The organism is Paenibacillus sp. VMFN-D1, assembly GCF_003386155.1.
Taxonomy (GTDB): Bacteria; Bacillota; Bacilli; order Paenibacillales; family Paenibacillaceae; genus Paenibacillus_AQ; species Paenibacillus_AQ favisporus.
The window spans coordinates 581,972-607,326 of sequence record NZ_QRDU01000003.1 but is presented as its reverse complement, the minus strand read 5'-3'; the positions used below and the strand labels follow the sequence as shown (position 1 = coordinate 607,326).

The 25,355-nt window shown below is 53.9% G+C and carries 20 protein-coding genes, 1 other RNA gene and 1 pseudogene; 18 read left to right on the top strand and 4 right to left on the bottom strand.

All coding sequences use genetic code 11. The annotated features are described in order from the left end of the window. Positions 1 to 116: 116 nt before the first annotated feature. The 12 genes from C7820_RS23645 (at position 117) to C7820_RS23590 (ending at position 13,092) form a co-directional block, all read left to right on the top strand. Entirely contained in the window at positions 117 to 1,154 is a 1,038-nt protein-coding gene (locus tag C7820_RS23645) for a sugar-binding transcriptional regulator (protein ID WP_116233090.1), read from the top strand. Positions 1,155 to 1,233: 79 nt separating this feature from the next. Further along, positions 1,234 to 2,244, top strand: coding sequence for a type I glyceraldehyde-3-phosphate dehydrogenase (gap, locus tag C7820_RS23640; RefSeq protein WP_076173156.1), 1,011 nt, complete (start codon positions 1,234 to 1,236; stop codon positions 2,242 to 2,244). 196 nt (positions 2,245 to 2,440) lie between these two features. Next, positions 2,441 to 3,622 (top strand): phosphoglycerate kinase, encoded by a 1,182-nt coding sequence (locus C7820_RS23635; protein ID WP_116233172.1) that lies wholly within the window; start codon positions 2,441 to 2,443, stop codon positions 3,620 to 3,622. 63 nt (positions 3,623 to 3,685) lie between these two features. Further along, positions 3,686 to 4,438, top strand: coding sequence for a triose-phosphate isomerase (gene tpiA, locus C7820_RS23630; RefSeq protein ID WP_076173155.1), 753 nt, complete (start codon positions 3,686 to 3,688; stop codon positions 4,436 to 4,438). A gap of 1 nt (position 4,439) precedes the next feature. Next, positions 4,440 to 5,984, top strand: a complete 1,545-nt coding sequence (gene gpmI / locus C7820_RS23625; protein ID WP_116233089.1) for a 2,3-bisphosphoglycerate-independent phosphoglycerate mutase — start codon at positions 4,440 to 4,442, stop codon at positions 5,982 to 5,984. Between the two features lie 202 nt (positions 5,985 to 6,186). Beyond that, the gene (gene eno / locus C7820_RS23620; protein WP_076173153.1) at positions 6,187 to 7,473 is read left to right on the top strand and encodes a phosphopyruvate hydratase; all 1,287 of its coding nucleotides are present in this window, start codon (positions 6,187 to 6,189) and stop codon (positions 7,471 to 7,473) included. 421 nt (positions 7,474 to 7,894) lie between these two features. Continuing rightward, positions 7,895 to 8,128: a preprotein translocase subunit SecG gene (gene secG / locus C7820_RS23615; RefSeq protein WP_076173152.1), complete on the top strand. Its 234-nt coding sequence runs from the start codon at positions 7,895 to 7,897 to the stop codon at positions 8,126 to 8,128. Between the two features lie 210 nt (positions 8,129 to 8,338). Then, on the top strand, positions 8,339 to 10,966 hold the full coding sequence (gene rnr / locus C7820_RS23610; RefSeq protein ID WP_116233088.1) for a ribonuclease R: 2,628 nt from the start codon (positions 8,339 to 8,341) through the stop codon (positions 10,964 to 10,966). A 234-nt stretch (positions 10,967 to 11,200) separates the two neighbouring features. Continuing rightward, on the top strand, positions 11,201 to 11,683 hold the full coding sequence (gene smpB, locus C7820_RS23605) for an SsrA-binding protein SmpB (RefSeq protein ID WP_076173150.1): 483 nt from the start codon (positions 11,201 to 11,203) through the stop codon (positions 11,681 to 11,683). 233 nt (positions 11,684 to 11,916) lie between these two features. Beyond that, positions 11,917 to 12,283, top strand: a transfer-messenger RNA (tmRNA) gene (gene ssrA / locus C7820_RS23600). 314 nt (positions 12,284 to 12,597) lie between these two features. After that, complete coding sequence (locus C7820_RS23595) at positions 12,598 to 12,798, top strand: cold-shock protein (RefSeq protein WP_076173149.1); 201 nt, start codon at positions 12,598 to 12,600, stop codon at positions 12,796 to 12,798. Between the two features lie 51 nt (positions 12,799 to 12,849). Continuing rightward, positions 12,850 to 13,092 carry a cold-shock protein gene (locus C7820_RS23590; RefSeq protein ID WP_397334215.1) on the top strand — a complete coding sequence of 81 codons (243 nt, stop codon included), beginning with the start codon at positions 12,850 to 12,852 and terminating at the stop codon, positions 13,090 to 13,092. A 147-nt stretch (positions 13,093 to 13,239) separates the two neighbouring features. On the opposite strand, the gene C7820_RS23585 is transcribed toward C7820_RS23590, so the two are convergent. Further along, the gene (locus C7820_RS23585) at positions 13,240 to 13,983 is read right to left on the bottom strand and encodes an NADPH-dependent oxidoreductase (protein WP_181909171.1); all 744 of its coding nucleotides are present in this window, start codon (positions 13,981 to 13,983) and stop codon (positions 13,240 to 13,242) included. A gap of 169 nt (positions 13,984 to 14,152) precedes the next feature. Here C7820_RS23585 and C7820_RS23580 point away from each other — a divergent pair, with 169 nt between their 5' ends. Continuing rightward, a complete protein-coding gene (locus C7820_RS23580) occupies positions 14,153 to 14,641 on the top strand; it encodes a MarR family transcriptional regulator (protein ID WP_116233085.1) in 489 nt (162 codons plus the stop codon). Positions 14,642 to 14,679: 38 nt separating this feature from the next. After that, positions 14,680 to 14,805 carry a hypothetical protein gene (locus C7820_RS33900; RefSeq protein ID WP_258875367.1) on the top strand — a complete coding sequence of 42 codons (126 nt, stop codon included), beginning with the start codon at positions 14,680 to 14,682 and terminating at the stop codon, positions 14,803 to 14,805. A 222-nt stretch (positions 14,806 to 15,027) separates the two neighbouring features. Here the strand turns inward: C7820_RS33900 and C7820_RS23575 are convergent, their stop codons facing one another. Beyond that, on the bottom strand, positions 15,028 to 16,560 hold the full coding sequence (locus tag C7820_RS23575) for an MFS transporter (RefSeq protein ID WP_116233084.1): 1,533 nt from the start codon (positions 16,558 to 16,560) through the stop codon (positions 15,028 to 15,030). After that, positions 16,557 to 17,462, bottom strand: a complete 906-nt coding sequence (locus C7820_RS23570; RefSeq protein WP_116233083.1) for an SDR family oxidoreductase — start codon at positions 17,460 to 17,462, stop codon at positions 16,557 to 16,559. The genes C7820_RS23575 and C7820_RS23570 overlap by 4 nt, the downstream gene beginning before the upstream one ends. Positions 17,463 to 17,783: 321 nt before the next feature. Between C7820_RS23570 and C7820_RS23565 the strand changes: the two genes are divergently transcribed. Continuing rightward, on the top strand, positions 17,784 to 18,383 hold the full coding sequence (locus C7820_RS23565; RefSeq protein WP_258875366.1) for a TetR/AcrR family transcriptional regulator: 600 nt from the start codon (positions 17,784 to 17,786) through the stop codon (positions 18,381 to 18,383). A gap of 204 nt (positions 18,384 to 18,587) precedes the next feature. Here the strand turns inward: C7820_RS23565 and C7820_RS23560 are convergent, their stop codons facing one another. After that, complete coding sequence (locus tag C7820_RS23560) at positions 18,588 to 19,355, bottom strand: AraC family transcriptional regulator (RefSeq protein ID WP_397334217.1); 768 nt, start codon at positions 19,353 to 19,355, stop codon at positions 18,588 to 18,590. A 374-nt stretch (positions 19,356 to 19,729) separates the two neighbouring features. Between C7820_RS23560 and C7820_RS23555 the strand changes: the two genes are divergently transcribed. The 3 genes and pseudogenes from C7820_RS23555 to C7820_RS23545 all read left to right on the top strand — a co-directional run bounded on the left by C7820_RS23555 (position 19,730) and on the right by C7820_RS23545 (position 25,351). After that, the gene (locus tag C7820_RS23555; RefSeq protein ID WP_116233081.1) at positions 19,730 to 21,913 is read left to right on the top strand and encodes an alpha-galactosidase; all 2,184 of its coding nucleotides are present in this window, start codon (positions 19,730 to 19,732) and stop codon (positions 21,911 to 21,913) included. Positions 21,914 to 22,021: 108 nt separating this feature from the next. Then, positions 22,022 to 23,804, top strand: a pseudogene (locus C7820_RS23550) (sensor histidine kinase). Then, positions 23,801 to 25,351: a response regulator transcription factor gene (locus tag C7820_RS23545; RefSeq protein WP_116233080.1), complete on the top strand. Its 1,551-nt coding sequence runs from the start codon at positions 23,801 to 23,803 to the stop codon at positions 25,349 to 25,351. Before C7820_RS23550 ends, C7820_RS23545 begins: the two are co-directional and overlap by 4 nt. Positions 25,352 to 25,355: the final 4 nt, after the last annotated feature.

Genomic DNA, 25,355 nt, shown 5'->3' with positions numbered 1-25,355 from the left:
GACTACTTGCAACCAGCGCCATTATTGAGTAGAATAGTGGTGGGACTTAAAACGTTGACCCGGGACATTTTGGGGCCAGGGGAGAGAGGGAAGCGAAGTTGCAGGAGTGGAAAGAAATGCGGGATATATTAGAGATACAAAAGCAGCTTCTGCCTGATCTCGTGGACGTTCTCAAGACCAGATATACCATTCTTCATCAGATCATGCTGTCGGAGCTGATCGGCCGGAGAACGCTCGCTGCATCCCTGCATATGACCGAGCGGGTGCTGCGGGCCGAGACGGATCTTCTCAAGTCCCAGGGCCTGATTGAGATCGAGAGCTCTGGGATGAGGGTCAGTGAGGCGGGAAGCAAGCTGCTCGAACAGATGGAACCGATGGTGAAAGTGCTGTTCGGCCTCAATGATCTTGGCGAGAAGATCCGCCAGACGTACGGCTTGCGCAAAGTCGTGGTCGTGCCCGGGGATTGCGAATCGTCGCCGCTCACGAAGCGTGACTTGGGACGCGCGGGTGCCAAAGCGCTGCTTGGCGTCATGAACCAAGGGGACACCGTAGCGGTGACTGGAGGCTCAACGCTCGCCGAAGTGGCGGAGCAGTTGACGCCGCAGGCGGCCGTACCGATGAAGAACAGCTGGTTCGTGCCAGCTAGGGGCGGACTTGGCGAAAGCGTGGAGTTTCAGGCGAATACGATCGCATCCACAATGGCCAAGCGCGTCGGCGCGCAGTACCGGCTGCTGCATGTGCCGGACCTCCTGAGCGATGAAGCGTATCAGTCGCTGGTGCAGGACCGCAACATCCAGGAGATCGTGCAGGCGATTAGGCACTGCCGCATCATCATGCACGGCATCGGGGACGCGATGGAGATGACCCGCCGCAGAAGGCTGGATCCCGCCGCCGTGGAGGAGATCCGGTCGGAAGGAGCCGTAGCCGAATCCTTTGGCTACTATTTCAATGAACAAGGCGTTGTCGTTCATAAAATGATGACTTTGGGGCTGCGGCTGGAGGACATTATGCGGACCGAGACCGTCATAGGCATTGCGGGCGGCCGAAGCAAGGCCAAAGCGATCCATGCGGTGCTCAAATTTGGCCACGAGGACATTCTGGTGGTTGACGAAGCGGCCGCTATCGAGATCTGCCGGGAAATTGGCAGTGAGTAAACAACATTCCTTTTGATGTCATGACAGGTATTTACCTGTTTTGAATAAATAAAATACGAACTTTTGGGAGGACTATTCAATGAGTGTAAAAGTAGGCATTAACGGTTTTGGACGTATCGGACGACTCGCTTTCCGCCGTATTCAAAATGTGGAAGGCATCGAAGTTGTAGCCATCAACGACCTTACTGACGCTAAGATGTTGGCCCATCTGCTCAAATATGATACAACGCAAGGCACTTTCAACGGAGACATCGAAGTTCACGACGGCTTCTTCAAAGTGAACGGTAAAGAAGTTAAGGTTCTGGCGAACCGTAACCCTGAAGAACTTCCTTGGGGCGATCTTGGCGTAGACATCGTTCTCGAGTGCACAGGCTTCTTCACAACGAAAGAAGCTGCTGAGAAACACCTTAAAGGCGGCGCTAAGAAAGTTGTAATCTCCGCTCCGGCTACAGGCGACATGAAGACGATCGTATACAACGTTAACCATGAGACACTGGACGGAACTGAGACTGTAATCTCCGGCGCATCTTGCACAACGAACTGCCTGGCTCCAATGGCCAAAACGCTGAACGACAAGTTCGGTATCGTTCAAGGCTTGATGACAACGATCCACGCTTACACTGGCGACCAAAACACCCTGGACGCTCCGCATCCAAAAGGTGACTTCCGTCGTGCGCGTGCAGCTGCCGAAAACATCATTCCTAACTCCACTGGCGCTGCAAAAGCGATTGGTCTGGTTCTTCCAGAACTGCAAGGCAAACTGGACGGTGCCGCTCAACGCGTACCTGTACCAACAGGTTCCCTGACTGAGCTCGTTACAGTTCTGAATACCAAAGTAACGGCTGACGAAGTAAACGCAGCAATGAAAGAAGCTTCCGATCCAGAAACTTACGGCTACACTGAAGACGAAATCGTATCTTCCGACATCAAAGGCATCACGTTCGGTTCGCTCTTCGACGCTACTCAAACGAAAGTGTTGACTGTTGGCGACCAACAGCTGGTTAAAACCGTTGCTTGGTACGACAACGAAATGTCTTACACTTCCCAATTGGTTCGCACATTGGCATACTTCGCTAAGATCGCTAAGTAATATCGGCCATCCCATAGCGAAAACATCCCGAGCGGAAACAGGCATCCTATGTTTCCGCTCTTTAAAATATAGAATGCATAAATTTTCAGCGGAGCTGAGCCATTCTATGATTGCAAGATCAATGTCCTAACATGCTGAACCACGGGGCTGAGGAGACTGTCCCGTTAAAAATATGGGTGCGGAGGGAAACAATACGATGAACAAGAAGTCTGTACGTGATGTAGAAGTAAACGGCAAACGCGTATTCGTGCGCGTTGATTTTAACGTGCCATTGGAAGACGGCAAAATTACCGACGATACACGGATCCGTGAAACGCTGCCAACGATCAACTACCTGATCGAGCATGGCGCGAAAGTGATTCTGGCCAGCCACATGGGACGCCCGAAAGGCGAAGTGGTAGAATCCATGCGTCTGACACCTGCGGCAGAGCGCCTGTCCGAGCTGCTCGGCAAACCGGTTGTCAAGGCTGATGAAGCGGTTGGCGACGCGGTCAAAGCGCAAGTGGAAAAGCTGAACAACGGCGACGTGCTGCTGCTTGAAAATGTCCGCTTTTACCCTGGCGAAGAGAAAAACGATCCGGAACTTGCGAAGCAGTTCGCTGAGCTGGCTGACCTGTTCGTAAACGACGCGTTTGGCGCCGCTCACCGTGCGCATGCTTCGACCGAAGGTATTGCCCATTACCTGCCGGCTGTTTCCGGCCTGCTGATGGAGAAGGAACTTTCCGTACTCGGTAAAGCACTGTCCAATCCGGAGCGTCCTTTCACAGCGATCATCGGCGGTTCCAAGGTTAAGGATAAAATCGACGTTATCGACAACCTGCTGAACATCGCGGATAACGTGCTGATTGGCGGCGGCCTGTCCTATACGTTCATGAAGGCACAGGGCTATGAAATCGGTCTGTCTTTGTGCGATAATGAAAAACTGGATGTCGCGCTCGGATTTATCCAAAAAGCGAAGGATCTCGGCAAAAACTTCCTGCTTCCGGTCGACATCGTCATCGCGGACGATTTCAGCGCCAATGCGAACGTAGACATCGTCGAAGTCGGCAACATCCCAGAGAAATGGGAAGGCGTGGACATCGGACCGAAAACCCGTGCCAAATATGCGGAGATCATCAAGAACTCCAAGCTCGTGGTATGGAACGGACCGATGGGCGTATTCGAAATCGATCCTTTCTCCAACGGTACACGCGAAGTGGCAGAAGCCTGCGCCCAAACCGAAGGCTACACCATCATCGGCGGCGGCGACTCGGCGGCAGCGGCTGAGAAATTCCATTTGGCTGACAAAATGGATCACATCTCCACTGGCGGCGGCGCATCCCTCGAGTTCATGGAAGGCAAGGCTCTCCCTGGCGTCGTGGCACTGAACGACAAGTAAGCAAGAAGCGCCGAAAGAGCGCGGAACGTACGGACCCGTAAGGACAAAAAAGGAGTGAAAAGTGTGAGAACACCTATCATCGCCGGCAACTGGAAAATGTTCAAAACCGTTCCGGAAGCCAAAACGTTTATCGAAGAAGTCAAAGGCAAAGCTGAAGTTGAAGGCGTGGAGAGCGTCATCTGCGCTCCGTTCACGAACCTTCCCGCTTTGGTGGAAGCTGTGAAAGGCACATCGATCAAAATCGGTGCCCAAAACCTGCATTTTGAAGATAACGGTGCGTTCACCGGGGAAATCAGCGGCGTGATGCTGAAAGACCTTGGCGTAGACTACGTCATCATCGGCCACTCCGAGCGCCGGCAATATTTTGCCGAAACCGACGAGACCGTAAACAAAAAGGTCCAAGCGGCATTCCGTCATGACCTGACTCCAATCGTGTGCGTCGGCGAGAAGCTGGAAGAGCGCGAAGCCGGCCAAACGAAAGACGTCTGCAAAGTACAGACGGAAGCAGCGTTCCAAGGTTTGTCCGCAGAACAGGCGGCTCAAGTGGTTATCGCTTACGAGCCAATCTGGGCGATCGGAACCGGCAAGTCCTCGACTGCACAGGACGCTAACGAAGTGATCTCTTATATCCGCAGCCTGGTTGAAGGCCTGTATGGCAAAGAGGTAGCGGATCAAGTTCGTATCCAGTACGGCGGCAGCGTGAAGCCGGAAAACGTTAAAGAATACATGGGCCAAAGCGACATCGACGGCGCGCTCGTTGGCGGTGCCAGCCTGCAGCCGGCTTCGTTCATCCAGCTCGTTGAGGGGGCGAAGTAAGATGACCGCACCTAGACCCGTAGCACTGATCATCATGGACGGATTCGGACTGCGCAGCACGGACGAAGGCAACGCAGTAGCGCAGGCCAAGAAACCGAACTACGACCGATTGATGGCGAAGTATCCGAACACGACGCTGACTGCTTCCGGCGAAGCGGTAGGTCTGCCGGAAGGGCAAATGGGCAACTCCGAAGTCGGCCATTTGAACATCGGCGCAGGCCGCATCGTGTACCAGGATTTGACCCGGATTTCGAAATCGATCCGCGAAGGGGAGTTTTTCAACAACCCGACGCTGGTCGAAGCGGTGCAGGCTGCAAAGAATAACAACAAGAAGCTCCATCTGTACGGCCTCTTGTCCGACGGCGGGGTACATAGCCATATCGAGCATATGTTTGCTATGCTGGACCTTGCGAAAAAAGAAGGACTGGATGAGGTTTACATCCATGCCTTCCTGGACGGACGCGACGTGGCTCCGGATTCCGGCAAGAAGTTCATCCAGGATCTGCAAGCCAAGATCAAGGAAGTTGGCGTCGGCAAAATCGCCACGGTACAAGGCCGTTACTATGCGATGGACCGCGATAAGCGCTGGGAACGCGTAGAGAAGTCCTACCGTGCTATCGTATATGGGGATGGACCGAAATACACCGATCCGCTGGTTGCCGTAACGGAATCCTACAACAAGTCGGTGTTCGACGAGTTTGTGGAGCCGACCGTCATCGTTGACGAGCAGGGCAATCCGGTATCGCTGGTGGAAAGCGGAGACTCCGTTGTCTTCCTGAACTTCCGCCCGGACCGCGCGATCCAGCTGTCCCAAGTATTCACGAACAAGGACTTCCGCGGATTCGACCGCGGGCCGAAGTTCCCGGAAAACCTCCATTTCGTCTGCCTGACGCTGTTCAGCGAAACGGTGGAAGGCTACGTAGCCTACGAGCCGAAGAACCTGGACAACACGCTGGGCGAAGTGCTGGTGCAGAATAACAAGAAACAGCTGCGTATTGCCGAAACGGAAAAATATCCGCACGTTACCTTCTTCTTCAGCGGCGGACGCGACGTCGAGCTGCCTGGAGAAACGCGCATTCTGATCAATTCGCCGAAGGTCGCCACTTATGACCTGAAGCCGGAAATGAGCGCTTATGAAGTGGCGGACGCCTGCGTGAAGGAAATCGAAGCCGAGAAGCATGATGCGATCATTCTGAACTTTGCCAACCCGGATATGGTCGGACACTCCGGTATGCTGGAACCGACGATCAAAGCGGTTGAAGTCACCGACGAGTGCATGGGCAAAGTAGTGGATGCCGTCATCGCCAAGGGCGGGGTAGCGATTATTATCGCTGACCACGGAAACGCCGACATGGTATTTGACGAAGCAGGACGCCCATTCACTGCTCATACGACGAATCCGGTGCCGTTTATTTTGACCGATGAGAACGTAACGCTCCGCGAAGGCGGCATTCTGGCCGACGTGGCGCCGACGATTCTCGATCTGATGCAGCTGCCGAAGCCTGCCGAAATGACCGGCGAATCGATGATTGCCACCCGCAAATAAGCGGAAAATTCGATTCCGGTGATCCGATGCGTTATAATGGCTGTAGTAGCTGACAAGCAATATAGAATGAACTCAGGAAGTTCGTGTTGCAGGGCTTGGATAAGGCCGTTACAACAGGGTTCTCCATTTTAAACTTGAGTTCAATCTATATCATGTGGTCTGAATAACCAATTACGAATGTGGAAAAGGAGATTAGCACAAAATGACTATTATTTCTGACGTGTACGCACGCGAAGTCCTCGACTCCCGCGGTAACCCTACGGTTGAAGTTGAAGTATATCTGGAATCCGGCGGCCATGGCCGCGCCATCGTACCATCCGGCGCATCCACAGGCGCTCACGAAGCTGTAGAGCTTCGCGACGGCGACAAAGACCGTTACCTCGGTAAAGGTGTTCTGAACGCGGTGAAGAACGTGAACGAAATCATCGCTCCTGAAGTCATCGGCATGGACGCGCTCGACCAGCTCGGCATCGACAAGCTGATGATCAAACTGGACGGAACACCTAACAAAGGTAAGCTTGGCGCTAACGCCATCCTGGCTGTATCCATGGCCGTAGCCCGCGCGGCTGCTGACGCTTTGGACCTTCCGCTGTACGTATACCTTGGCGGATTCAATGCTAAACAACTGCCTGTACCAATGATGAACATCGTCAACGGCGGCGCTCATGCCGACAACAACGTCGACGTTCAAGAATTTATGGTACTGCCGGTTGGCGCTCCTACGTTCAAGGAAGCTCTCCGTACAGGTGCAGAAATCTTCCACAGCCTGAAATCCGTTCTGAAGGGCAAAGGCCTGAACACAGCGGTTGGCGACGAAGGCGGTTTTGCTCCGAACTTCACGTCCAACGAAGACGCATTGTCCTCCATTATGGAAGCTATCGAAAAAGCCGGCTACAAGCCAGGCGTTGACGTATTCCTCGGTATGGACGTCGCTTCCACTGAATTCTACAAAGATGGCAAGTACCATCTTGAAGGCGAAGGCAAATCCTACACATCCAGCGAATTCGTTGAGCTGCTCGCTTCCTGGGTCGACAAATACCCGATCATCACGATCGAAGACGGCTGCTCCGAAGACGACTGGGAAGGTTGGAAGCTCCTTACCGCGAAACTCGGCGACAAGATCCAGCTCGTTGGCGATGACCTGTTCGTAACGAACACCGAGCGCCTTGAAAAAGGTATCGAAGAAGGCATCGGCAACTCCATCCTGATCAAAGTAAACCAAATCGGTACGCTGACAGAAACGTTTGATGCGATCGAAATGGCGAAACGCGCAGGATACACAGCGGTTGTCTCCCACCGTTCCGGTGAGTCCGAAGACAGCACGATCGCTGACATCGCCGTGGCAACGAATGCCGGACAAATCAAAACCGGTGCTCCGTCCCGTACGGACCGTATCGCGAAGTACAACCAATTGCTCCGCATCGAGGACGAATTGGGCGAACTGGCGCAGTACAACGGCTTGAAGTCGTTCTACAACCTGAAAAAATAAGGCTGTACAGCATTAAGCAAGAGCGTTCCGGGTAACTCCGGGGCGCTTTTTTATTTATAATTTCAGTGGCGCTGAACGATTCAATCATCGCAAGGAAAACTTCCGCTCAACGCGGTCTGTCTTTGTTAAAGTTGCGTCTTATGGAGTTTTTATTTCAAGATGGAGCTGCCCAGCATAGTGATCAAATATCGGTGACTCGGATTTTAAACGATCGTTCGTCTGGGAGTGTGCCACCCTGAACTTGTGATTGATGCCATAAACAGCGGTGCAGTGCGGGTTTAGCTTGTGTTCGCAAATAGGCTATGATACAATAAGAATGCTGTTTGTGCACGCTGGGCTGCAGTCTAAGTCCGGCCATAACGGAAAATGAAATTTTGACATTCATATAATTGAGATGTTAAGCCATTGGGAGGTGGAACAAATGGAAATCTTGTTGAAGGTGCTGCTCGTGATTTTCTCCATCGCGTTGATCGCGATTGTTCTTTTGCAAAAAGGGAAAAGCGCGGGTCTTTCCGGGGCCATCTCCGGTGGCGCGGAACATCTATTCGGTAAAACGAAAGCACGCGGCATGGATCTCGTGCTGCAGCGCGTGACGGTTGTCGTCGCGGCATGCTTTTTTATCCTGGCCATTGTGGTGGCCGTCGTCGTCAAGTAAAGAATAGCAGCACATCAAAACCTCCGCTCTTTTTCGATTGGAAGATGAGCGGAGGTTTTTTAGGTTGATTAAGGCTTACGGGCAGGGATGCAACCGATTAAATTCGTGTATACTAGGGTATGTGTATATTACTGGACAAATACAACAAACGAACGATTACATAGTCACTTGCGGAAGGCATTCCTGCAAGTCACCTGAGGTGATGAAACGATGATTACGGAACAGATGATACTTGATTTGATGCAGGATCCCGAATATAAACCGATGACGTATCAGGAACTGGAACAGCATTTCGCGATTGACGATGCGCTGGATTTCAAGGATTTTCTGAAAACGCTGAACGCGATGGAGGAGGCAGGGACCATCGTGCGGACCCGGTCGGAACGGTACGGTGTGCCGGAACGGCTGGACCTCCTGAAGGGCCGCCTGCAGGCCCATGCGAAAGGCTTTGCATTCCTGATCCCGGAAGACCGGGAGCATCCGGATGTATATATTGGAGCCAATGATATGAAGAGCGCCATGAACGGGGATACCGTTCTGGTGCGGGTTACAGCCAAGAGTCCGGCCGGCGGCAAGCTGGAAGGGGAAGTGGTACGGATCGTGAACCGGGCCATTACCCAGATCGTCGGGGTCTTCCAAGGGCATGAAGCGTACGGCTTTGTGCTGCCTGACGATAAACGGATCAACCGGGATATTTTTATTCCGAAGGATGCCTTTAACGGGGCGGTCGACGGCGAGAAAGTCGTCGTCAAAATCGTCAATTATCCGGAGGGCCGATCCGCCGCGGAAGGCGAAGTGGTCGAGATTCTCGGGCATAAGGATGATCCGGGTGTCGATATCCTGTCCATTATCCGCAAGCATCAGCTGCCGGAAGCCTTTCCTGAAGAGGTGATGGCAGAGGCGGAGCAGGCGCCGGATTCGATCACCGAGGAGGAAATCGTCCAGCAGGGACGGCGCGACCTTCGCGGCAAAACGATCGTCACGATCGACGGAGAGGACGCGAAAGACCTCGATGATGCAGTAAACGTGGAGCGTCTGCCGAACGGCAACTTCCTTCTGGGCGTTCATATCGCCGACGTCAGCTACTATGTCCGCGAGAACTCGGAGCTCGATAAAGAGGCGTACAACCGCGGATGCAGCGTCTATTTGGTGGACCGGGTCATCCCGATGCTGCCTCACCGCCTGTCCAACGGCATCTGCTCGCTGAATCCACAGGTGGACCGCCTGACGATGTCCTGCGAAATGGAATTCGACGAGCATATGAAGCTCGTGAGACATGACATTTTTACCAGCGTGATCAAGACGAAGGAACGGATGACGTACAACAACGTCCGGAAGATCCTCAACGATGAGGATCCGGAAGTGACGGAGCGGTACAGCTATCTGGTCGACACCTTCAAGCTGATGAAGGAGCTGGCGCTGCGCCTGCGGGCGAGACGGATGAACCGCGGTGCGGTGGACTTCGACTTCGTGGAGTCCAAGGTGATCGTCGATGAGAACGGCAAGCCGGTCGACATCGTGAAACGCGAGCGCTCGATCGCCGAGCAGATCATCGAGGAGTTCATGCTGGCGGCCAACGAAACGGTGGCCGAGCATTTCTACTGGATGAAGGTGCCGTTTCTGTACCGGATTCACGAAAATCCGGATCCGGAGAAGCTCCAGACGTTCATGGCGTTTGCGGCCAACTTCGGTCACCATGTGAAGGGCCGGGGCAACTCCGTGCATCCACGGGCGCTCCAAAGCCTGCTGGAGGACATCCAGGGCACGAAGGAGCAGAAGGTCATCAGCACGGTGATGCTGCGCTCGATGAAGCAGGCGAAATACGATGCGGAAATGTCCGGACACTTTGGACTGGCCGCCGAATATTATTCGCACTTTACGTCTCCGATCCGCCGCTATCCGGACCTGGTCATTCACCGGGTGATCCGGGAAGTGCTGGAGAACAAGGGCGTCCTGCCGGAGAACCGGCTGGAATACCTGGCTTCCCGGATGGCAGACATCGCCCAGCAGTCCTCCGAGCGTGAGCGAGTGGCGGTGGATGCGGAGCGTGACACAGACCAGCTGAAGAAGGCCGAATACATGCTCGACAAGGTCGGCGAGGAATTCGAAGGCATCATCAGCAGCGTGACGAGCTTCGGCATGTTCATCGAGCTCGAGAACACGGTCGAAGGCCTGATCCGGCTGAGCGCGCTGACGGACGATTACTACCATTTCGATGAGGCCTCCATGGCCCTCATCGGGGAGCGCACGTCACGCGTGTTCCGGATCGGCGACGAAGTGAAGATCCGCGTCGAGCGCGTGAACATGGACGATCACACCATCGACTTCGAGATGGTGGACATGAAGCCGCGCAGCGAAGGCCGGCGCGGCGGAAGCTTTGGCGGCCGTGGTGGCGGCCGCGTGGGCAGAGGCGCCGCCATCCGTGAAGGCGGCGAGAATGGCCGCGGCGGGCGCGGTGCGGCCCGTGGCGGCGGCAAGGGCGCGCGGCCGGGCAAGAGCGCCCGCGAGGGTGGCGCCGGCGCAGCGCAGCAGGGCGCCGCGCGGGAAGGCGGCCGCAGCGGCGACGCCAAGCGGCCGGTGAGCTTCGGCTTTGGCTCCGGCAAAGGCGGCTACGGCGCCCCGGCGCCTGGCGGAAGCCAGAGCGGTAACCAAAGCGGTAGCAAGCCGTCCAGCGGCCGCAAGAAGAAAACGTCGCGCAGCGGTATTTTTGTCGGGGACGGGGCGGCAGCCGCCCGCGAAGACAATGCCGGCAGCGGCGAGAGCGTCGTCCGCAAGCGCAAGAAGAAGGGTGCGGCCAAGAATGGCACAGCCGCCTTCGTGCGCAAGAAGAAAAAGTAGAAGGGTTCCTGGGCAGTATCTTTTAAATCAGGCTTCGCCTGAAACGGGCGCCACACCGTGCGCCTTTTCGCCGAAATCTTGATTTTGCCCAGTCCAGTTGATACAATGGATTTCTGGTATACCGGCCGGGTTTGCGGCCTCTAGACGCTCTCGTTAGAGCGCTTGAGCTGCTTCCCCTTGTGCTGTATACCGGAAGTCCATTGTTGTTATAGCAAGTGTGGGAGGAGTGATAGCATGGGTGGTAAGAAGAGTGACGGGAAGGTCCTGGCCCAGAACAAAAAAGCTTCCCATGATTACTTCATCGAGGATACGTACGAAGCCGGCATGGTGCTGACCGGAACCGAGATCAAGTCGATCCGGAACGGACGGGCCAATATCGGGGATGCGTTTGCAACGATCCGCAATGGGGAAATTCATATTCATAACATGCATATCAGCCCGTTTGAGCAGGGCAACCGCTATAATCCGACGGATCCGACGCGGACCCGCAAGCTGCTGATGCACAAGGAACAGATCCACAAGCTGCTGGGACAGACCAAGCAGGAAGGCTATACGATCGTTCCGCTTAAGGTGTATATCCGCAACGGCTATGCGAAGCTGCTGCTTGGCCTTGGCCGCGGTAAGAAGCAGTATGACAAGCGGGAATCGGCCGCCAAACGCGACGCGCAGCGCGACATTCAGCGGGCACTCCGCGAGAAACAGAAGATCGCGCGTTAATTTGGGGTTATGTGAAGTTACAGGCAAGTTTCACCTGCGTTTCCTTCAACCTCTGTGTCATTTTGGCCGGGATGTGTGATATACTATGTATGTAAGAGGTTATGGCTTGACCGGCCTTTTACGTGATAAATGCTTCTGATCATCCTTTCTTCATGGAGGGGAAGGATGCTGGATAGATTGCTTCTTATGCCTCAACGGTTCTAATCTAATCCAATAGAAGCCCTTTTTAATAAGGGGGCGTTCTTGGATTCGACGGGGATAGTTCGAGCATGAGTAGCGGGTAGTGGGGACGCGTCCACTTCATCAACGCTAAAGCCAATAATAACTGGCAAACAACAAACTTCTTACGCTGTAGCAGCTTAATAACCTGCACACGTGCTCTCGCTCTGCATCGCCCATGTGCCGGGATGAGGGCTCAACTTTAGTGGGATACGCTGTCTAGTCTCCGCCTGGGGCTAGCTGAAGAAGACAAACAGGCTGACCCTATCGGGATCCGGTGACGGGGAGCCTGGTAGGGTGACATCAAAACTGTCACTACACCCGTAGAAGCTTATGTGGCGTTATCTTCGGACAGGGGTTCGACTCCCCTCGCCTCCATAATAAGTATCAGAAAAGCGACCCGTTACGGGTCGCTTTTTGCATCTCCGCTTTAATTGTGGTTTACGAAGTATACTACCCGGGGAAGATTGTACTGTATCGTACTGCAGATAAGGTGAGTTCCAATAAAGTGGAATCAAAATTCAAAAAAACTTGTTATTCAACTCCAGTTGTGTTATAGTTAATTTATTGGAATTTCGACCTGAGATCACATATTGTAGAGGGTTAGATTTTGATGATGTAACCTTGTACAATATGTGATTTTTTTTGGAAACTCGAAGATCATGTAAAAAATAGAATTATGGAGGTAATGAACTATGCAACAAGGAACAGTAAAATGGTTTAATGCAGACAAAGGTTTTGGTTTTATCGAGGTTGAAGGCGGAGACGACGTATTTGTACACTTCAGTGCAATCGTGAGCGACGGCTTCAAATCGTTGGATGAAGGTCAAAAAGTTGAATTTAATGTCGTACAAGGCAACCGTGGCCCACAGGCCGAGAACGTTGTTAAACTCTAAGTTTGTAATTAGAAAGGTCCCGCACATCGTGTCGGGGCCTTTTTTTCGCTCATGATTCCAGAAGAGAAAGTGGGATGCTGCTTGTACTATTCACGGAAAAGACTGATGATCGATCTTCCTGAGGAAATGACAACGATATGGTCGTGCACCAATGAAAAGTGCAACGGATGGATGAGGGATAACTTTGTTTTTCGGATCCAACCGATTTGTGGCCAATGCAATTCCTTCATGGAGAAGAGTCAGAAAATGCTGCCTATTTTAACAAATACAAGTCCGAATCAGACGAAGCATTAAAAAAAGCGAGGCCCGCAATTCATCACGATGGTCACCATCTATGCGCGGAAAAAAGATGGCGTTATGTCCGGACAGGGGTTCGGCTGGCTATCACGTAAATGAAATCCACAACCTCAAGGGGTTGTGGATTTTGCATTTCTAACGAGCCTACTTCAAATCAAACCCTTTGCTCTTCACATACTCCGTATACCCGCCCAGCGGCAAATCCCGATCCAGCTTTGAGATGAATTTCCCGGACCAGCTGGCCTTCTGCTTGTTGTTGGTTCGAGCGCCATAATATTCTTCTATTTCCCGGTCATACGCTTCGACTTGTGCCTTAAGATCACGATCATACTGGTTTTCAAAAAATACGGCGGACCGTGGCAGGCGCGGCTTTTGTTCCGGAAATTCATCGGGGACACCTACCGCAAGACCGACCAAAGGAATGACGAAGTCCGGAAGGTCCAGCCATTCGTCCAGTTCAGGCAGAGCATTGTTAATCCCGCCAATAATAACGGCCCCGAGACCCATCGATTGAGCCGCCAAGTTGGCGTTTTGCAGAGCAAGAGCGGCACTTAGCACACTGGTTTGATAAAAATAGGAGTAGTTCAGGTTGCGGCTCATTTTGTCCTGGTAGTCCGGGCCGGCAGCCAGCATCATGCGGTGAAAATCGGCGCAAAAGATAAAAAAGTACCCGCATTCATCAATCCATGGATTTTCCGAATGCACCGCGATTTTCTTGCGCAACTCCCGATCCGTGACGCCGATGATCGAGAACGGCTGCATATGCGCCGAGGTTGGCGCCATTTGCGCCGCGTCGACGATGGCTTCGATTTGCTCGCCGGTTAACGGCGTATTTGTAAACTTGCGGATAGAGCGATGCTGGCGGATCAATTGAATGACCTCATTCATAAAAATTCCCTCCAAATCAATGTAATGTGATTTCTGCAGAAGCAGCATGAAGACCACGTTCCAACCAAATGGTTTCCATGGAAACCACAATAACAAGGAAATGATGCTTTGTCAAATGGTTTCTGTGGAAATCATGATATAATGAAAAGAAAAAAGGTAGGCTTGCCTTATGCCTGATATGAATGATGATTTGCTTCAGCTCAAAAATCGCATCGAAAAATCCATATACCAGATTCTCGTCAGCGAAACCGAAGATGACAGTGATCGGCTCTGGCTCATGGAGCGCATCAGCGACGACCGGCTGAAAAAGCTGCTGCCCCGTCTATCCGTCTCAAGCCTGCACGTTCTGGACGTCATCTACGCGCATGACGGCATTAAAGGGATCGATATCGCCCGCGAGATGGGTTTAACAAAAGGCGCCGTCTCCAAAATCACCCGCAAATTGTTGGAGCAGGACCTGATACGAAAAAAACAGCTGCCGGACAATCTGAAAGAAATTTATTACTCTGTGACACCGCTTGGCGCCGAACTGGCTGAGCTGCACCGGGTTTTTCACGAGGAGAAGGATCATAAAGCGGTGGAACTGCTGGCTAGTTTTGACGAGGCATCGCTGGAAATCGTGGCAGACTTTCTGGAAAAGCTGGCCCTTCTGCGGTAGATGGCGTAGTTCAAAGCTGGCAGGGGGGCTGTCGTTGGGTGTATCGATCAGTATTTTCGGAGGGCTTGAACCCGACCGGCAACCTGACCCGAGCTGAAACTGCGGCGATTGTACAGCGGTTTTTGATCAAGGCCAACCTTATCGATAGCCGGAACGCCAAGTAGTTAAGCTGGCGAAAAGGCTTATAAGCAGTACAAAAACCAGCCTCTCTTCCTTATCCCTTGGAAGGGAAGGCTGGTTTTGTTTATGTTCGTTTTCTCAATAACGCCAGCTTGTATGGCTTTGTGTGGGGGAGAGACATATACTCCAACGATAGAAGTCGACCTCTTGTGCAATTTTCCAGTAACTGTCGGCAGGACCGGGTGGTACCGGCACATAGAAAACACCTATTCATTGGGCGTTGCAGCAGCAGTTGCAGCGGCTTTTCGCTCGCGGCTCTGCCGGCTAGCCTGGGTGGCCACGGCGATGACGAGAACGCCTGCCAGAAGAGTGACGACGCTCGCGACCCGTAGTGCGGTGTCGGCACCGGTCGTGAATGCGTCAATGATGGCGGCATGTTGGTTGCTTGCCGCTTCAACGGCCTCGGAGACGGTACGCGGAATCGGATCCTGGTGTTGCAGGGTCGCCGGCAGGTGTCGGGTGAAACTAGCGGTCAGTACGGTCCCGACGACCGCGACACCAAGGGCGCTGCCAAGTTCACGCGTTGCCGATTGGAGTCCTCCTGCGACGCCGGCCTGCTCAGAGGGCAGCGCAGCGGTGATTTCGGCTGTCAGGCATGGCAGTGCGAGCGTAAAGCCGATCCCGATGAGGACAAGCCAGGCTGCGTAAACGACGTAAGGCTGGTTCGCGGCAAAGGAAAGGCCCAGCAGCCCGATACCGATGGCCAGGAAGGCAGCCGACAACGTTAAGGGAATACCGATACGCTTCACCAGGCCGGGGACGAATCGCGCCCCGAGCATCATCGGAACCGTCATCGGAACAATAGCCAACCCAGTTTGAATGACGGAGTATCCGCGGCCGTACTGCAGGAGCGAGGCGTTGAGGTAGAACAGGCCGAAGCTGCCAAAAAACATCACTAGCATTCCAAGGCTGGCACCGCTGAGCATGGGGATGCGGAACAAGCGCGGATCGAGAAGAGGTTGACGAGTCCGAAGCTCGACCACGACCCATACGGCGCTAAGCACGACGCTGGCCGCGAAAGCGGTGATAACGACGGCGCTGCTCCATCCTTGCTCTGGCCCCTCGATGATGCCGATGAGGAGAGCAACGGTTGCGGCGACGAGCAGGACGGTGCCCGCAGGATCAAGGGTGCGGGCACTACGACTGCTGCGCCGTACGGTTAGAGTCACCCCAAGTGCGCAAAGAAGAGCGACCGGCACGATGGCAGCGAAGAGGAATCGCCATGATCCGGTGGTCAAGAGGGCCGCGCCAGCGATGTTGCCGACGAGTCCGCCCATGCCGGACATGGCTCCCCAGATGGCGAGAGCTCCGCCTCGTCGTTCAGGTGCTGTCGCGTGAACCAGCACGCCAATACAGTTCGGAAGCACCAGCGCCGCCCCGACGCCGGTAATGGCGCGGCCGATGAGCATGACCGGCACGCTCGCTGAGGCTGCTGAGAAAGCCGCACCTGCCGCGAACGCGACGAGACCGGCGATCAGCACGCCCTTGCGACCGAACCGGTCCCCAGCCGCGCCGCCCGGGATGACCAGGCATGCGAACACGACGACATAAGCATCAACGATCCACAGCAGCTCCGATGAGCTCGGGTGAAGCCCGCTGGCTGCAAGCATCGGAACCGCCAGATTGATTGCGGCGACCAGGCCCACGACAAGGATGGTGCACGCGCACACGCATGCCAGAACCAATTCTGGATGCCGCGAACTTGCGACAGTCGGGGACATATCCTGTGTCGTGCTCATCGTATGCCAACCTTTGTGTACGCGCCGGCCTTGAGGTCTTCGAGCAGAGTCGGCCCGGCGGGTTCCCACGCGAGCAGTTCGCGGGTGAGGTTGCTAGAGCCGGTCATTGTCTGCCCGAAGAAACTGCCGACAAATCCGAAGTGATCATCGGCGTCTTCCGGAGCGACCGGCATGACCGGAATGCCAAGGGCGCTTCCGATAGCCTCGGCGATGGTCCGGGTGGTGATTGCCTCCTCTGCGATAGCATGCAGGCGCGTTCCAGCAGGTGCCTTCTCGAGTCCCAGCCGGATGAGCCGGGCGGCGTCGGAACGGTGCACCGCGGACCATGCGTTGGAGCCGTCGCCGATGTAGCCGGACACACCCTGCTTGCGTGCAGCGGACACCAGAAAATTGACGAAACCCCAGTCCCCGGCACCGTGGACCGTCGGAGCGAACCGGGTGATGATGGTCCGCACACCGCGGCTGACGTAGTCCAGGGCGAGGTTCTCGGCGCCGCCACGGTCAGAATTCGGGCCTACGGCTGGGGAAGGGTCCGTCTCCAGCACCGGCCGTCCTTGAACCAGACCGGAAATGCCGTTCGCGACTACGAATGGCCGGCCGGTACCGACCAGCGCTTCGGCGAGGGTCTCGACGGCGGCCCGCTCGGCGCGATCGGACTCCGCTGGATTTCCCCAATCATGCTTGTTCGCCAGGTGAACGACGCCATCCGCCTCGGATGCTCCGCGGCGAAGGGAGTCGAGGTCATCGAGGTCTCCGCGCAAGACTGTTGCCCCTTGCCCCTCGAGCGACGCCACAGAGATGTCCGACCGCGCCAGTCCAATGACCTTGTGTCCCGCTCTTAACAGTTCTTCCACGGTGGCAGAGCCAATCCACCCCGTTGCACCAGTCATAAATACTTTCATCGTGATTCCTCCTTGCAGCCCTTCTGCAGGCTGTCCCTAATTTATAATGCGGTCGCTCGAATTGTCAGGCTATAAGAAGAGGTCCAACAGCAGTAATTTCGAGACACCGTGTCTACAATTTATATTATACGGTACACTGTGTCAAGTAATTGTTTGGTATAGGCCAAGAAGGCCAAAGTGATAATTGAAGTAGCGAAGAGAGAGGAGTAGCCTTGATGCAAGGCTGTAAGCGGGTGAATAGCAAGTTGCTCCTATTAAAAATTTCGAGTCATCATGCACTGAAACCATAGCTACATAAGATGGACAAGGAATGATGTCACCTTGTATACTTTAGGCATGGAAAAAGAACACAACCATAGCGGCCGACCGCGAAGCGAGCAAGCGAGAGCCGCCGTTCTGTATGCGGTGGACGACCTTTTGCTCGAGGTCGGCTATGCGGAAATGACAATGAAGAGTATCGCACAGAAGGCGGGAGTATCCCGTCAGACCGTATATCGTTGGTGGTCCAACAAAGCGGAGATCCTATTCGAAGCGAGTGCCACCGATGCAGAGCATGAACTTGCGGTTAGCCCCGCAGGCTCTCCGCTGGAAGACCTGACGGCCTACCTGGAAGCGCTCATTCGCTTTCTTTCACACTCGCCGGCCGGCGCAGCTTATCGGGCGCTTCTCGGGGAAGCGCAGCATGACTCCAACGTGGCCAAGCTGCTCTCCTCAAGGGACCCGCTCGGCGACAGTGCCCGAGTTGTGATAGAGCGTACATTTGGGAAGGGGCTGTTGTCTGTTCCGCTCGATCAGGCCACCGCCTTGTTGATCGGACCGGTTTTTTTCTGGGTTTTGAGCGGGCGCGATCCGGCTGACCTTATCCCCAGGGAACTGGCCGAGAACTTCATTCATGAGATTCAGTCACGGCAGTCACGCTGAACGGAGGTCTTCCCGGAGTATATTGACCCGTCGCCGGCGATTTCGAAACGTCTAAAACAAAAAATCGGCCTCCATTTGCACCGTGTGCAATGAGGCCGATTTTTTGTTTTTTTGGAATTGCTCAAGTCTTCTCCCCAACGTACGCCTGTACGCCTTGAGAACGAACACCTTTTTTCAATCCACTTCCTCCCTATGGGATCCACCTTAATTTGGACCAAAGGCTTCGCCCCGATAATGTTTCGGCGACGCCCCCTTCACCTTTTTGAACATTTTGGAGAAAAGGAGCGGGTCGGCATAGCCGACCGAGCGGGCGATATCGCCGATTGAAAGGTCTGTGCTTCCCAGCATTTTAGCCGCCATATCCATTCTGTAGCGAATCAGGTAATCCTGAATGCTTATGTTCATTTGCTGTTTGAATAACGAGCACAAATAGCTGCGATTAAGCCCAATCAAATGCGCGATGTCCTCAATAGTAATTTTTTGAGAAAAGTTCATTTCGATAAAATCGATCACTTGCTCCACGTAAACCTCAGCGCGGCTTTCCCTTTGAACGGTGGGCGTTTCCGGACCGGACTCCACCAGCAAAGATAACATCAAATACAGCAGCCCCGTTAGTCTGGTTTCCCGGGCTTTATGGCTTTGTCTCGACTGGGCCATCAACTGCAAATACTGATGAATCATATCATCTCGATCATAATGCAGAATTGGACATGAAGGGGTTAGCCCTGCTTGCATAAGGGGGGGTTCGGCCAGCGTGCCGTTAAAACCAACCCAGCCGTATGACCAAGGGTTAACTTCGTCGGCTTGATAATAGGTAACGACATGGGGACAAATCAGAAACCCCTGTCCTTTTCGAAGGCGGTGCTTCACTCCCCCTACCTCAAAAATCCCCTCCCCTTTGAATATATAATGGAGCAAATAGTGAGTCCTTACGGCGGGCCCAAAATAATGACCGGATATACAATCCTCCATGCCAAATTGCGTCAGATGCAGCTCGGTGTGCTGTTTGCTTCGCGGCAGATACTCTAACACAAGTAAAACCCCATCCCCTTAAAAATAGAATGCCTGTCAATTATCAATCATAATAACATAATGAGTGAGCACCATGCCATGTACGACCTATCGTATGATCATATATGATTTTTGTATATAAGCCTGTATTTCTGGAATCGTAGATCAATCCTAAAGCCATGTTTCAAAGATATGTTGAATACAAAGATGCCGGAGCATTGCCCGGATGGCGGAGATGTAATGGTTCATAGATACGGGTGTGGCACAAGCCAGATTTCTAGACCATGTCACGATGCATGAAGTACCGATAGGCAGGAAAGAAGGGATGTTTACCAATGGGCTTAATCGTTCAAGAGCAAGCAGGGTTGTTTCATCTACAGTCGTCCGGCATGAGCTATTTGATTCAGATCGTGGACGGCTATCCTGTACATGGGTATTGGGGAGGGAGACTGAAGCATCGGGAATCGATGGGCGATCTCCTGATACACACTCCCGCGAGGGCTGGGCTTGACCGGCTGCCGCAGGAATACCCGCAGTACGGCAGCGGGGACTTCCGGAATCCGGCGTACCAGGCCGAACTGGAGGATGGGACGAGGATTACGGAGCTCAAGTACGACGGTTACCGGATCCTGAAGGGAAAGCCGCCATTAAGCGGACTTCCGGCCGTTTATACGGAGGACGAGTCCGAAGCAGAGACGCTCGAGCTGGTATTAAAAGATGCCTACTCGGGACTTAAGGTCGTCCTGCTTTATTCCATCTTCACGGATCGCAACGTGATCATTCGGTCAGCTCATTTGATCAACGAAGGGGACAAGAAGCTTCGGCTTCGCCGTGCCCTTAGTGCCAGCGTCGATTTCTCCGGTTCTAGCGATTTGGAGATGGTGTACCTTTCCGGGGCGTGGGCCCGGGAAGGGAATATGAAGCGAAGACCGCTTGAGCAAGGCGAAACCCGGATCGACAGCAAAAGGGGCATGAGCAGCCACCAGTTTAACCCTTTTGCCGCTCTGGTCACGCCGGACACGACGGAACGACATGGGGAAGCTTTTGGCTTTAGCCTGGTATACAGCGGCGGATTTGAAGCAGGGGCGGAAGTAGATTCCTTCGGCTCCACAAGGTTTAGCATTGGCGTGAACTCTTTTGATTTCGCGTGGCAGCTGAATCCGGGGGAGAGCTTCCAAACGCCGGAAGCGGTCATGGTGTACTCCGCGCAAGGATTGGGGGAGATGTCGCGGACGTATCACCGACTGTACCGGACCCGGCTGTGCCGGGGGAAATACCGGGACGAAGAACGGCCGATTCTGGTCAATAACTGGGAGGCCACGTATTTCGACTTCAATGCGGACAAGCTGGTTTCGATTGCGGAAGAGGGAGCCAAGCTGGGCATCGAGCTGTTTGTCTTGGATGACGGCTGGTTTGGCAAACGGGATGCGGACAATTCGTCGCTGGGGGATTGGTACGAGGATCGGCGGAAGCTGCCGGACGGACTGGCGGATGTCGCGGAGCGCATCAACCGGCTGGGCCTGAAATTCGGGCTGTGGTTCGAGCCCGAGATGATTTCGCCGGATAGCGAGCTGTACCGTAAGCATCCGGACTGGTGCCTTCACGTCCCGGGGCGGAGACGCAGTGAAGCCAGATGGCAGCTGGTGCTGGACTACACGCGCCAGGAAGTGCGAGATTACATCTATGACTCGCTCTCTGCGATTTTCTCCACCGTGCCGGTTGCTTACGTGAAATGGGACATGAACCGCGCTTTGACGGAAATCGGGTCTGCCGCCCTGCCGCCGGAGCGCCAAGCTGAGACTGCTCACCGCTATGTTCTTGGGTTGTACGAGCTGCTTGAGCGAATCACCACCGATTTTCCGCATATTTTGTTCGAGAGCTGCTCCAGCGGCGGTGGACGCTTTGATCCCGGCATGCTGTATTACATGCCTCAAACCTGGACCAGCGATAATACCGATGCGGTGGAACGGCTGAAGATTCAGTACGGGACCAGCCTGGTCTACCCTGTAAGCGCCATCGGAGCGCATGTGTCGGCGGTTCCGAACCATCAGGTCGGACGGATCACACCGCTTGATTTTCGCGGCAATGTCGCCATGTCCGGAAATTTCGGGTATGAGCTGGATCTCACGAAATTTACCGATGACGAAAAGGAGGCGGTCAAACGCCAAGTCGCCGCCTACAAGCAGATTCGCGGGTTGGTGCAGCAAGGCGACTTGTACCGTCTGAAAAGTCCGTTCGAGGGGAACGAGTCGGCGTGGATGTTTGTTTCGGAGGATCAAAAGGATGCCTTGGTCTACGCTTTTCAAGTGATGGCCGTGCCGAACGCACCCCAGCGGACCTTGCGCCTGGACGGACTTGACCCAGAACTGGAATACGAAGTGGAACCCGGAACCGGCGGGGAGATTTCGGTCTTTGGGGGAGACCGGCTGATGCAGCTCGGTTTGCCCCTTGCCTACGAGCATAAAGATTATCAAAGCCGATGGTTTAGACTGCGGGCCCTCAAGCCCGGCAAGGCGTAACCATTGATCTAGGCCTGAAAGAATCAATGGATGGAGTTTAAGCCCCTTTTTTAAGCGAAAAAGGGGCTTTTTGCGCGCAGCAGAACAGATCACACGGGAGGTAGCGCCATGTTTTTTATCCGGATGATGAATGATATGAAAATAAGGAAGAAGCTGGCCGTTACGTTTATATCGGTGGCCGTTCTTCCCTTGCTGCTGTGCGGCCTTTTTCTAACCGGAAAGCTGCGCGAAATCGTTATCGAAAACGCTTTTGTGCAGGTCTCCACCAATGTGGAGCGTGTTCGGAAACGTACGGAAGAGCTGATCAAGGTTCCGCTGGACATTTCGAACCGGTTGATGAATGACAATCGAATGAAAAGGGTAGCCGGCCAGAAATACAACAGCTACGTTGAGGTTATTCAGGCTTATCGTGACTATACGGATATTCGCGACTACCTCCAGCTGTACAAAGAGATATCGGGGATCCGTGTGTATGCCGAGAATCCGGGGGCACTCGATAACTGGGAGTTTGTCCAGCCGGACCGAACGGTCACGGCCCAGGATTGGTACCAAGAAGCCTTGGCGCAGAAGGGACTGGTCGGCTGGAATCTGATTCAAGATGAACGAAAAGGCTCCTATAATCTAAGTTTGATTCGTTCGTTTCCTTTGGATGCTTCCGGGGCGAAAAGGGGTACTGGTCATCAATGTGGACAAGCGCCGGTTAAGCTCCATTCTGGAGCAGGAATCGTTCCCGACCCTGATCGTGGATAACCGGAACCGGATCGTCGCGTCCAATGAAGCGGGAGTGTCGGGAAAGGCTCTGTCGGATATTTATGCCGATCCCAATATACTTTCTCTTCAGGAAGGAAGCTACAATGCGTCCATCAACGGGAAAGCGTCCAAGGTAGTCATTGCCAGTCTGCAACCGCAGGACAGTTGGAACGGCCTTCGGACGATTTCCATCTTTTCCATTGCCGGGATCACCCGTGATGCCAATCAAGTCATCCGTCTCGGTGTGGTCGTCATTACGGCCAGTTTGATTGCTGCCGCCCTGCTCATTTATGCCTCCGCATCGTTATTATCCAGAAGGCTCCTAAGGTTAAGCAGGCATATGTCCAAAGTCCGGTCGGGTTCCTGGGAAACCTTTCTGCATATCGACGGGAAAGATGAAATTGGCCTGCTGTCCAAGCAATTTAACGCGCTGGTCAGAGAGGTGAACCACTTGTTCAATGAAGTCCAGGAAACGAACCGGCAGAAAAGCCTGGTGGAGAAAAGGCAAAACGAGATGAAATTTAAAATGCTGGCCAGCCAGATCAATCCCCATTTTCTCTTTAACTCGCTAGAATCGATCCGGATGGAGGCCCATATTCGAAAACAAGACGGCATCGCGGAGGCGGTATGGCTGCTCAGCACGCTGCTGCGCAGCAGTTTGGAAACCGGCAGCGGCAGGATTCCGCTGGGCCAGGAGCTTGAGCGGGTACGCTGTTATCTCGATATTCAAAAGTTCAGATATGAAGACCGCTTGCAGTATCAATTGACGGTTGATGCAGGCCGGGAAGGGATGCTGGTACCTCCATTGATTATCCAGCCTTTGGTGGAGAACGCCGTCGTTCATGGCCTGGATCACCGCGCGGAAGGAGTGTTTATTAGCGTGGAAGTGAAGGCATTCCAGAGGGGAATTCAAGTCAAGGTGAGCGACAACGGTGCCGGCCTTTCGGCGGATCGTCTCCATCTCGTGCGGCAGGAGCTTGCATCACCGGCTGAGGACGAGGGGGAGCAGCGGATCGGCCTGCGCAACGTAAACGAACGGCTTGTCTTGCTGTACGGGGAATCCAGTGCTTTACGGATCGACAGCGAGCCTGGAGCCGGAACTTTGATCACATTTTTCATTCCAGGAGGTGATTTTCAATGATGAAGGTCATCATTGTGGATGATGAACCGAAGCTGCGCCAAGGCCTGCAAACCTTGATTCCGTGGGACAGTCTGGGTCTTACCGTGACCGCCACGGCGGCCAATGGTCAAGAAGCACTGGCAGTGATTGATCAGGAACGGCCGGATATCGCCATCGTCGATATTCGCATGCCGCTTATGGATGGATTGCAGCTGATGCAGTCCGTATCATCCAGCGGACTTGAGCTGCAAGTGATCATACTCAGCGGTTATGCCGACTTCGAGTATGCCAAACAAGCGATTAAATACGGGGTAGCCGGGTATCTCCTCAAGCCGGTGGATATCAAAGAGATGATCCATACCTTAACGCGGGTACGAGAGCGGATCGAAGAGGAACGCCTGAAGAAGGGGCCGCGTTCAATCGAGGGTATAAACCAAGAATGGCTGTTCCAGAGCCTTCTCGTACCGCAGAATACTACCGAAGATCCCGCCAAGCTGCGAAGCATGGCACAAGCAGCCAGACTGCTATGGAGCAGCTATGAAGTCGTGGCTGTATTCCTGCGCGGACCTGAAGCGACCCGCCCCGACGCGCTGCAGCAGCTTGCGGATGCGCTGAAGCCTGACATCGAGCGCAGGGGTACCGGAGCGGTCACGGTTATACCCCCTTACGTCATCCTTCTTCTCCAAGAGCCGCTGCGCGGCATGCAGCGGCGGGAGCAGCTGTACCGGCTGCTGCGGAACACTTTGGGAAATTTCCGGTTCGTCGCAGCCACCGGGGGAGCGGTGCCGGTGCCGGAAGAGCTGAACATTTCCTTTATAAAAGCCCAGGAAGCGTTAAAACAGGCTTTCTTCAGCGAGAAGGGACAGCTGCTGGGTCCCTATCCTTCGCGCTATCCTTTACCGGAATTGCCGCGTCTTCCCGGCGGCAGTCCGGAAGAGATGATGGAGGAATTCATCTCCCGCCTATATTACAGCCTGGAGGCAGGCAATCAGACGATGATCCGGCCATTGCTGGACGAGGCGGCGGCCTTTTTTGTCATGCAGGAGGCAAATGAAGGCTTTGTCAAAGAATCGTTTTTCTATTTATCCAATGCCGTCATTCATAAGCTGACCGCAGGTTCCCGCAAGGAATGGAAAGGGACGGAGGAGGCTTCGCGTTTCTTGAAGGGGATTTTCGAATATGAGCATCTGGCGGATCTTTTGGAAGAAACACACTCTTTTCTTCTAGCATTAGCAGAGGATGCGGAGCCAGAGGGAAAGGAAAGAGAGCTGAAGATCATGATCAACATCATTCACCGGCATTATGCCGACAACTTGAAACTGGACACGCTGGCCGGGATGCTGAACTACAGTACGGCCTATTTAGGCCAGCTGTTTAAGAACAAAACAGGGGAGTACTTCAACACATACCTCGACAAGGTCCGGATCCACAAGGCAAAGGAGCTGCTGGAGCAGGGCATGAAGGTATACGAAGTGGCGGAACGCGTCGGCTACACGAGCGTGAACTACTTTCACAGCAAATTTAAAAAATACGAGGGCCGTTCACCTTCCGACTTTAAAAATCCATAATTTG

Bases quoted from the DNA above. Each gene is read 5' to 3' on its own strand.
- C7820_RS23560 (WP_397334217.1), bottom strand. From the start codon at position 19,355: ATGGAGGATTGTATATCCGGTCATTATTTTGGGCCCGCCGTAAGGACT.
- gpmI (WP_116233089.1), top strand. From the start codon at position 4,440: ATGACCGCACCTAGACCCGTAGCACTGATCATCATGGACGGATTCGGA.
- C7820_RS23570 (WP_116233083.1), bottom strand. From the start codon at position 17,462: ATGAAAGTATTTATGACTGGTGCAACGGGGTGGATTGGCTCTGCCACC.
- C7820_RS23585 (WP_181909171.1), bottom strand. From the start codon at position 13,983: ATGAATGAGGTCATTCAATTGATCCGCCAGCATCGCTCTATCCGCAAG.
- rnr (WP_116233088.1), top strand. From the start codon at position 8,339: ATGATTACGGAACAGATGATACTTGATTTGATGCAGGATCCCGAATAT.
- C7820_RS23555 (WP_116233081.1), top strand. From the start codon at position 19,730: ATGGGCTTAATCGTTCAAGAGCAAGCAGGGTTGTTTCATCTACAGTCG.
- C7820_RS23575 (WP_116233084.1), bottom strand. From the start codon at position 16,560: ATGAGCACGACACAGGATATGTCCCCGACTGTCGCAAGTTCGCGGCAT.
- C7820_RS23595 (WP_076173149.1), top strand. From the start codon at position 12,598: ATGCAACAAGGAACAGTAAAATGGTTTAATGCAGACAAAGGTTTTGGT.
- C7820_RS23645 (WP_116233090.1), top strand. From the start codon at position 117: ATGCGGGATATATTAGAGATACAAAAGCAGCTTCTGCCTGATCTCGTG.
- eno (WP_076173153.1), top strand. From the start codon at position 6,187: ATGACTATTATTTCTGACGTGTACGCACGCGAAGTCCTCGACTCCCGC.
- C7820_RS23545 (WP_116233080.1), top strand. From the start codon at position 23,801: ATGATGAAGGTCATCATTGTGGATGATGAACCGAAGCTGCGCCAAGGC.
- C7820_RS23590 (WP_397334215.1), top strand. From the start codon at position 12,850: ATGATTCCAGAAGAGAAAGTGGGATGCTGCTTGTACTATTCACGGAAA.
- smpB (WP_076173150.1), top strand. From the start codon at position 11,201: ATGGGTGGTAAGAAGAGTGACGGGAAGGTCCTGGCCCAGAACAAAAAA.
- C7820_RS23580 (WP_116233085.1), top strand. From the start codon at position 14,153: ATGCCTGATATGAATGATGATTTGCTTCAGCTCAAAAATCGCATCGAA.
- gap (WP_076173156.1), top strand. From the start codon at position 1,234: ATGAGTGTAAAAGTAGGCATTAACGGTTTTGGACGTATCGGACGACTC.
- C7820_RS23635 (WP_116233172.1), top strand. From the start codon at position 2,441: ATGAACAAGAAGTCTGTACGTGATGTAGAAGTAAACGGCAAACGCGTA.
- secG (WP_076173152.1), top strand. From the start codon at position 7,895: ATGGAAATCTTGTTGAAGGTGCTGCTCGTGATTTTCTCCATCGCGTTG.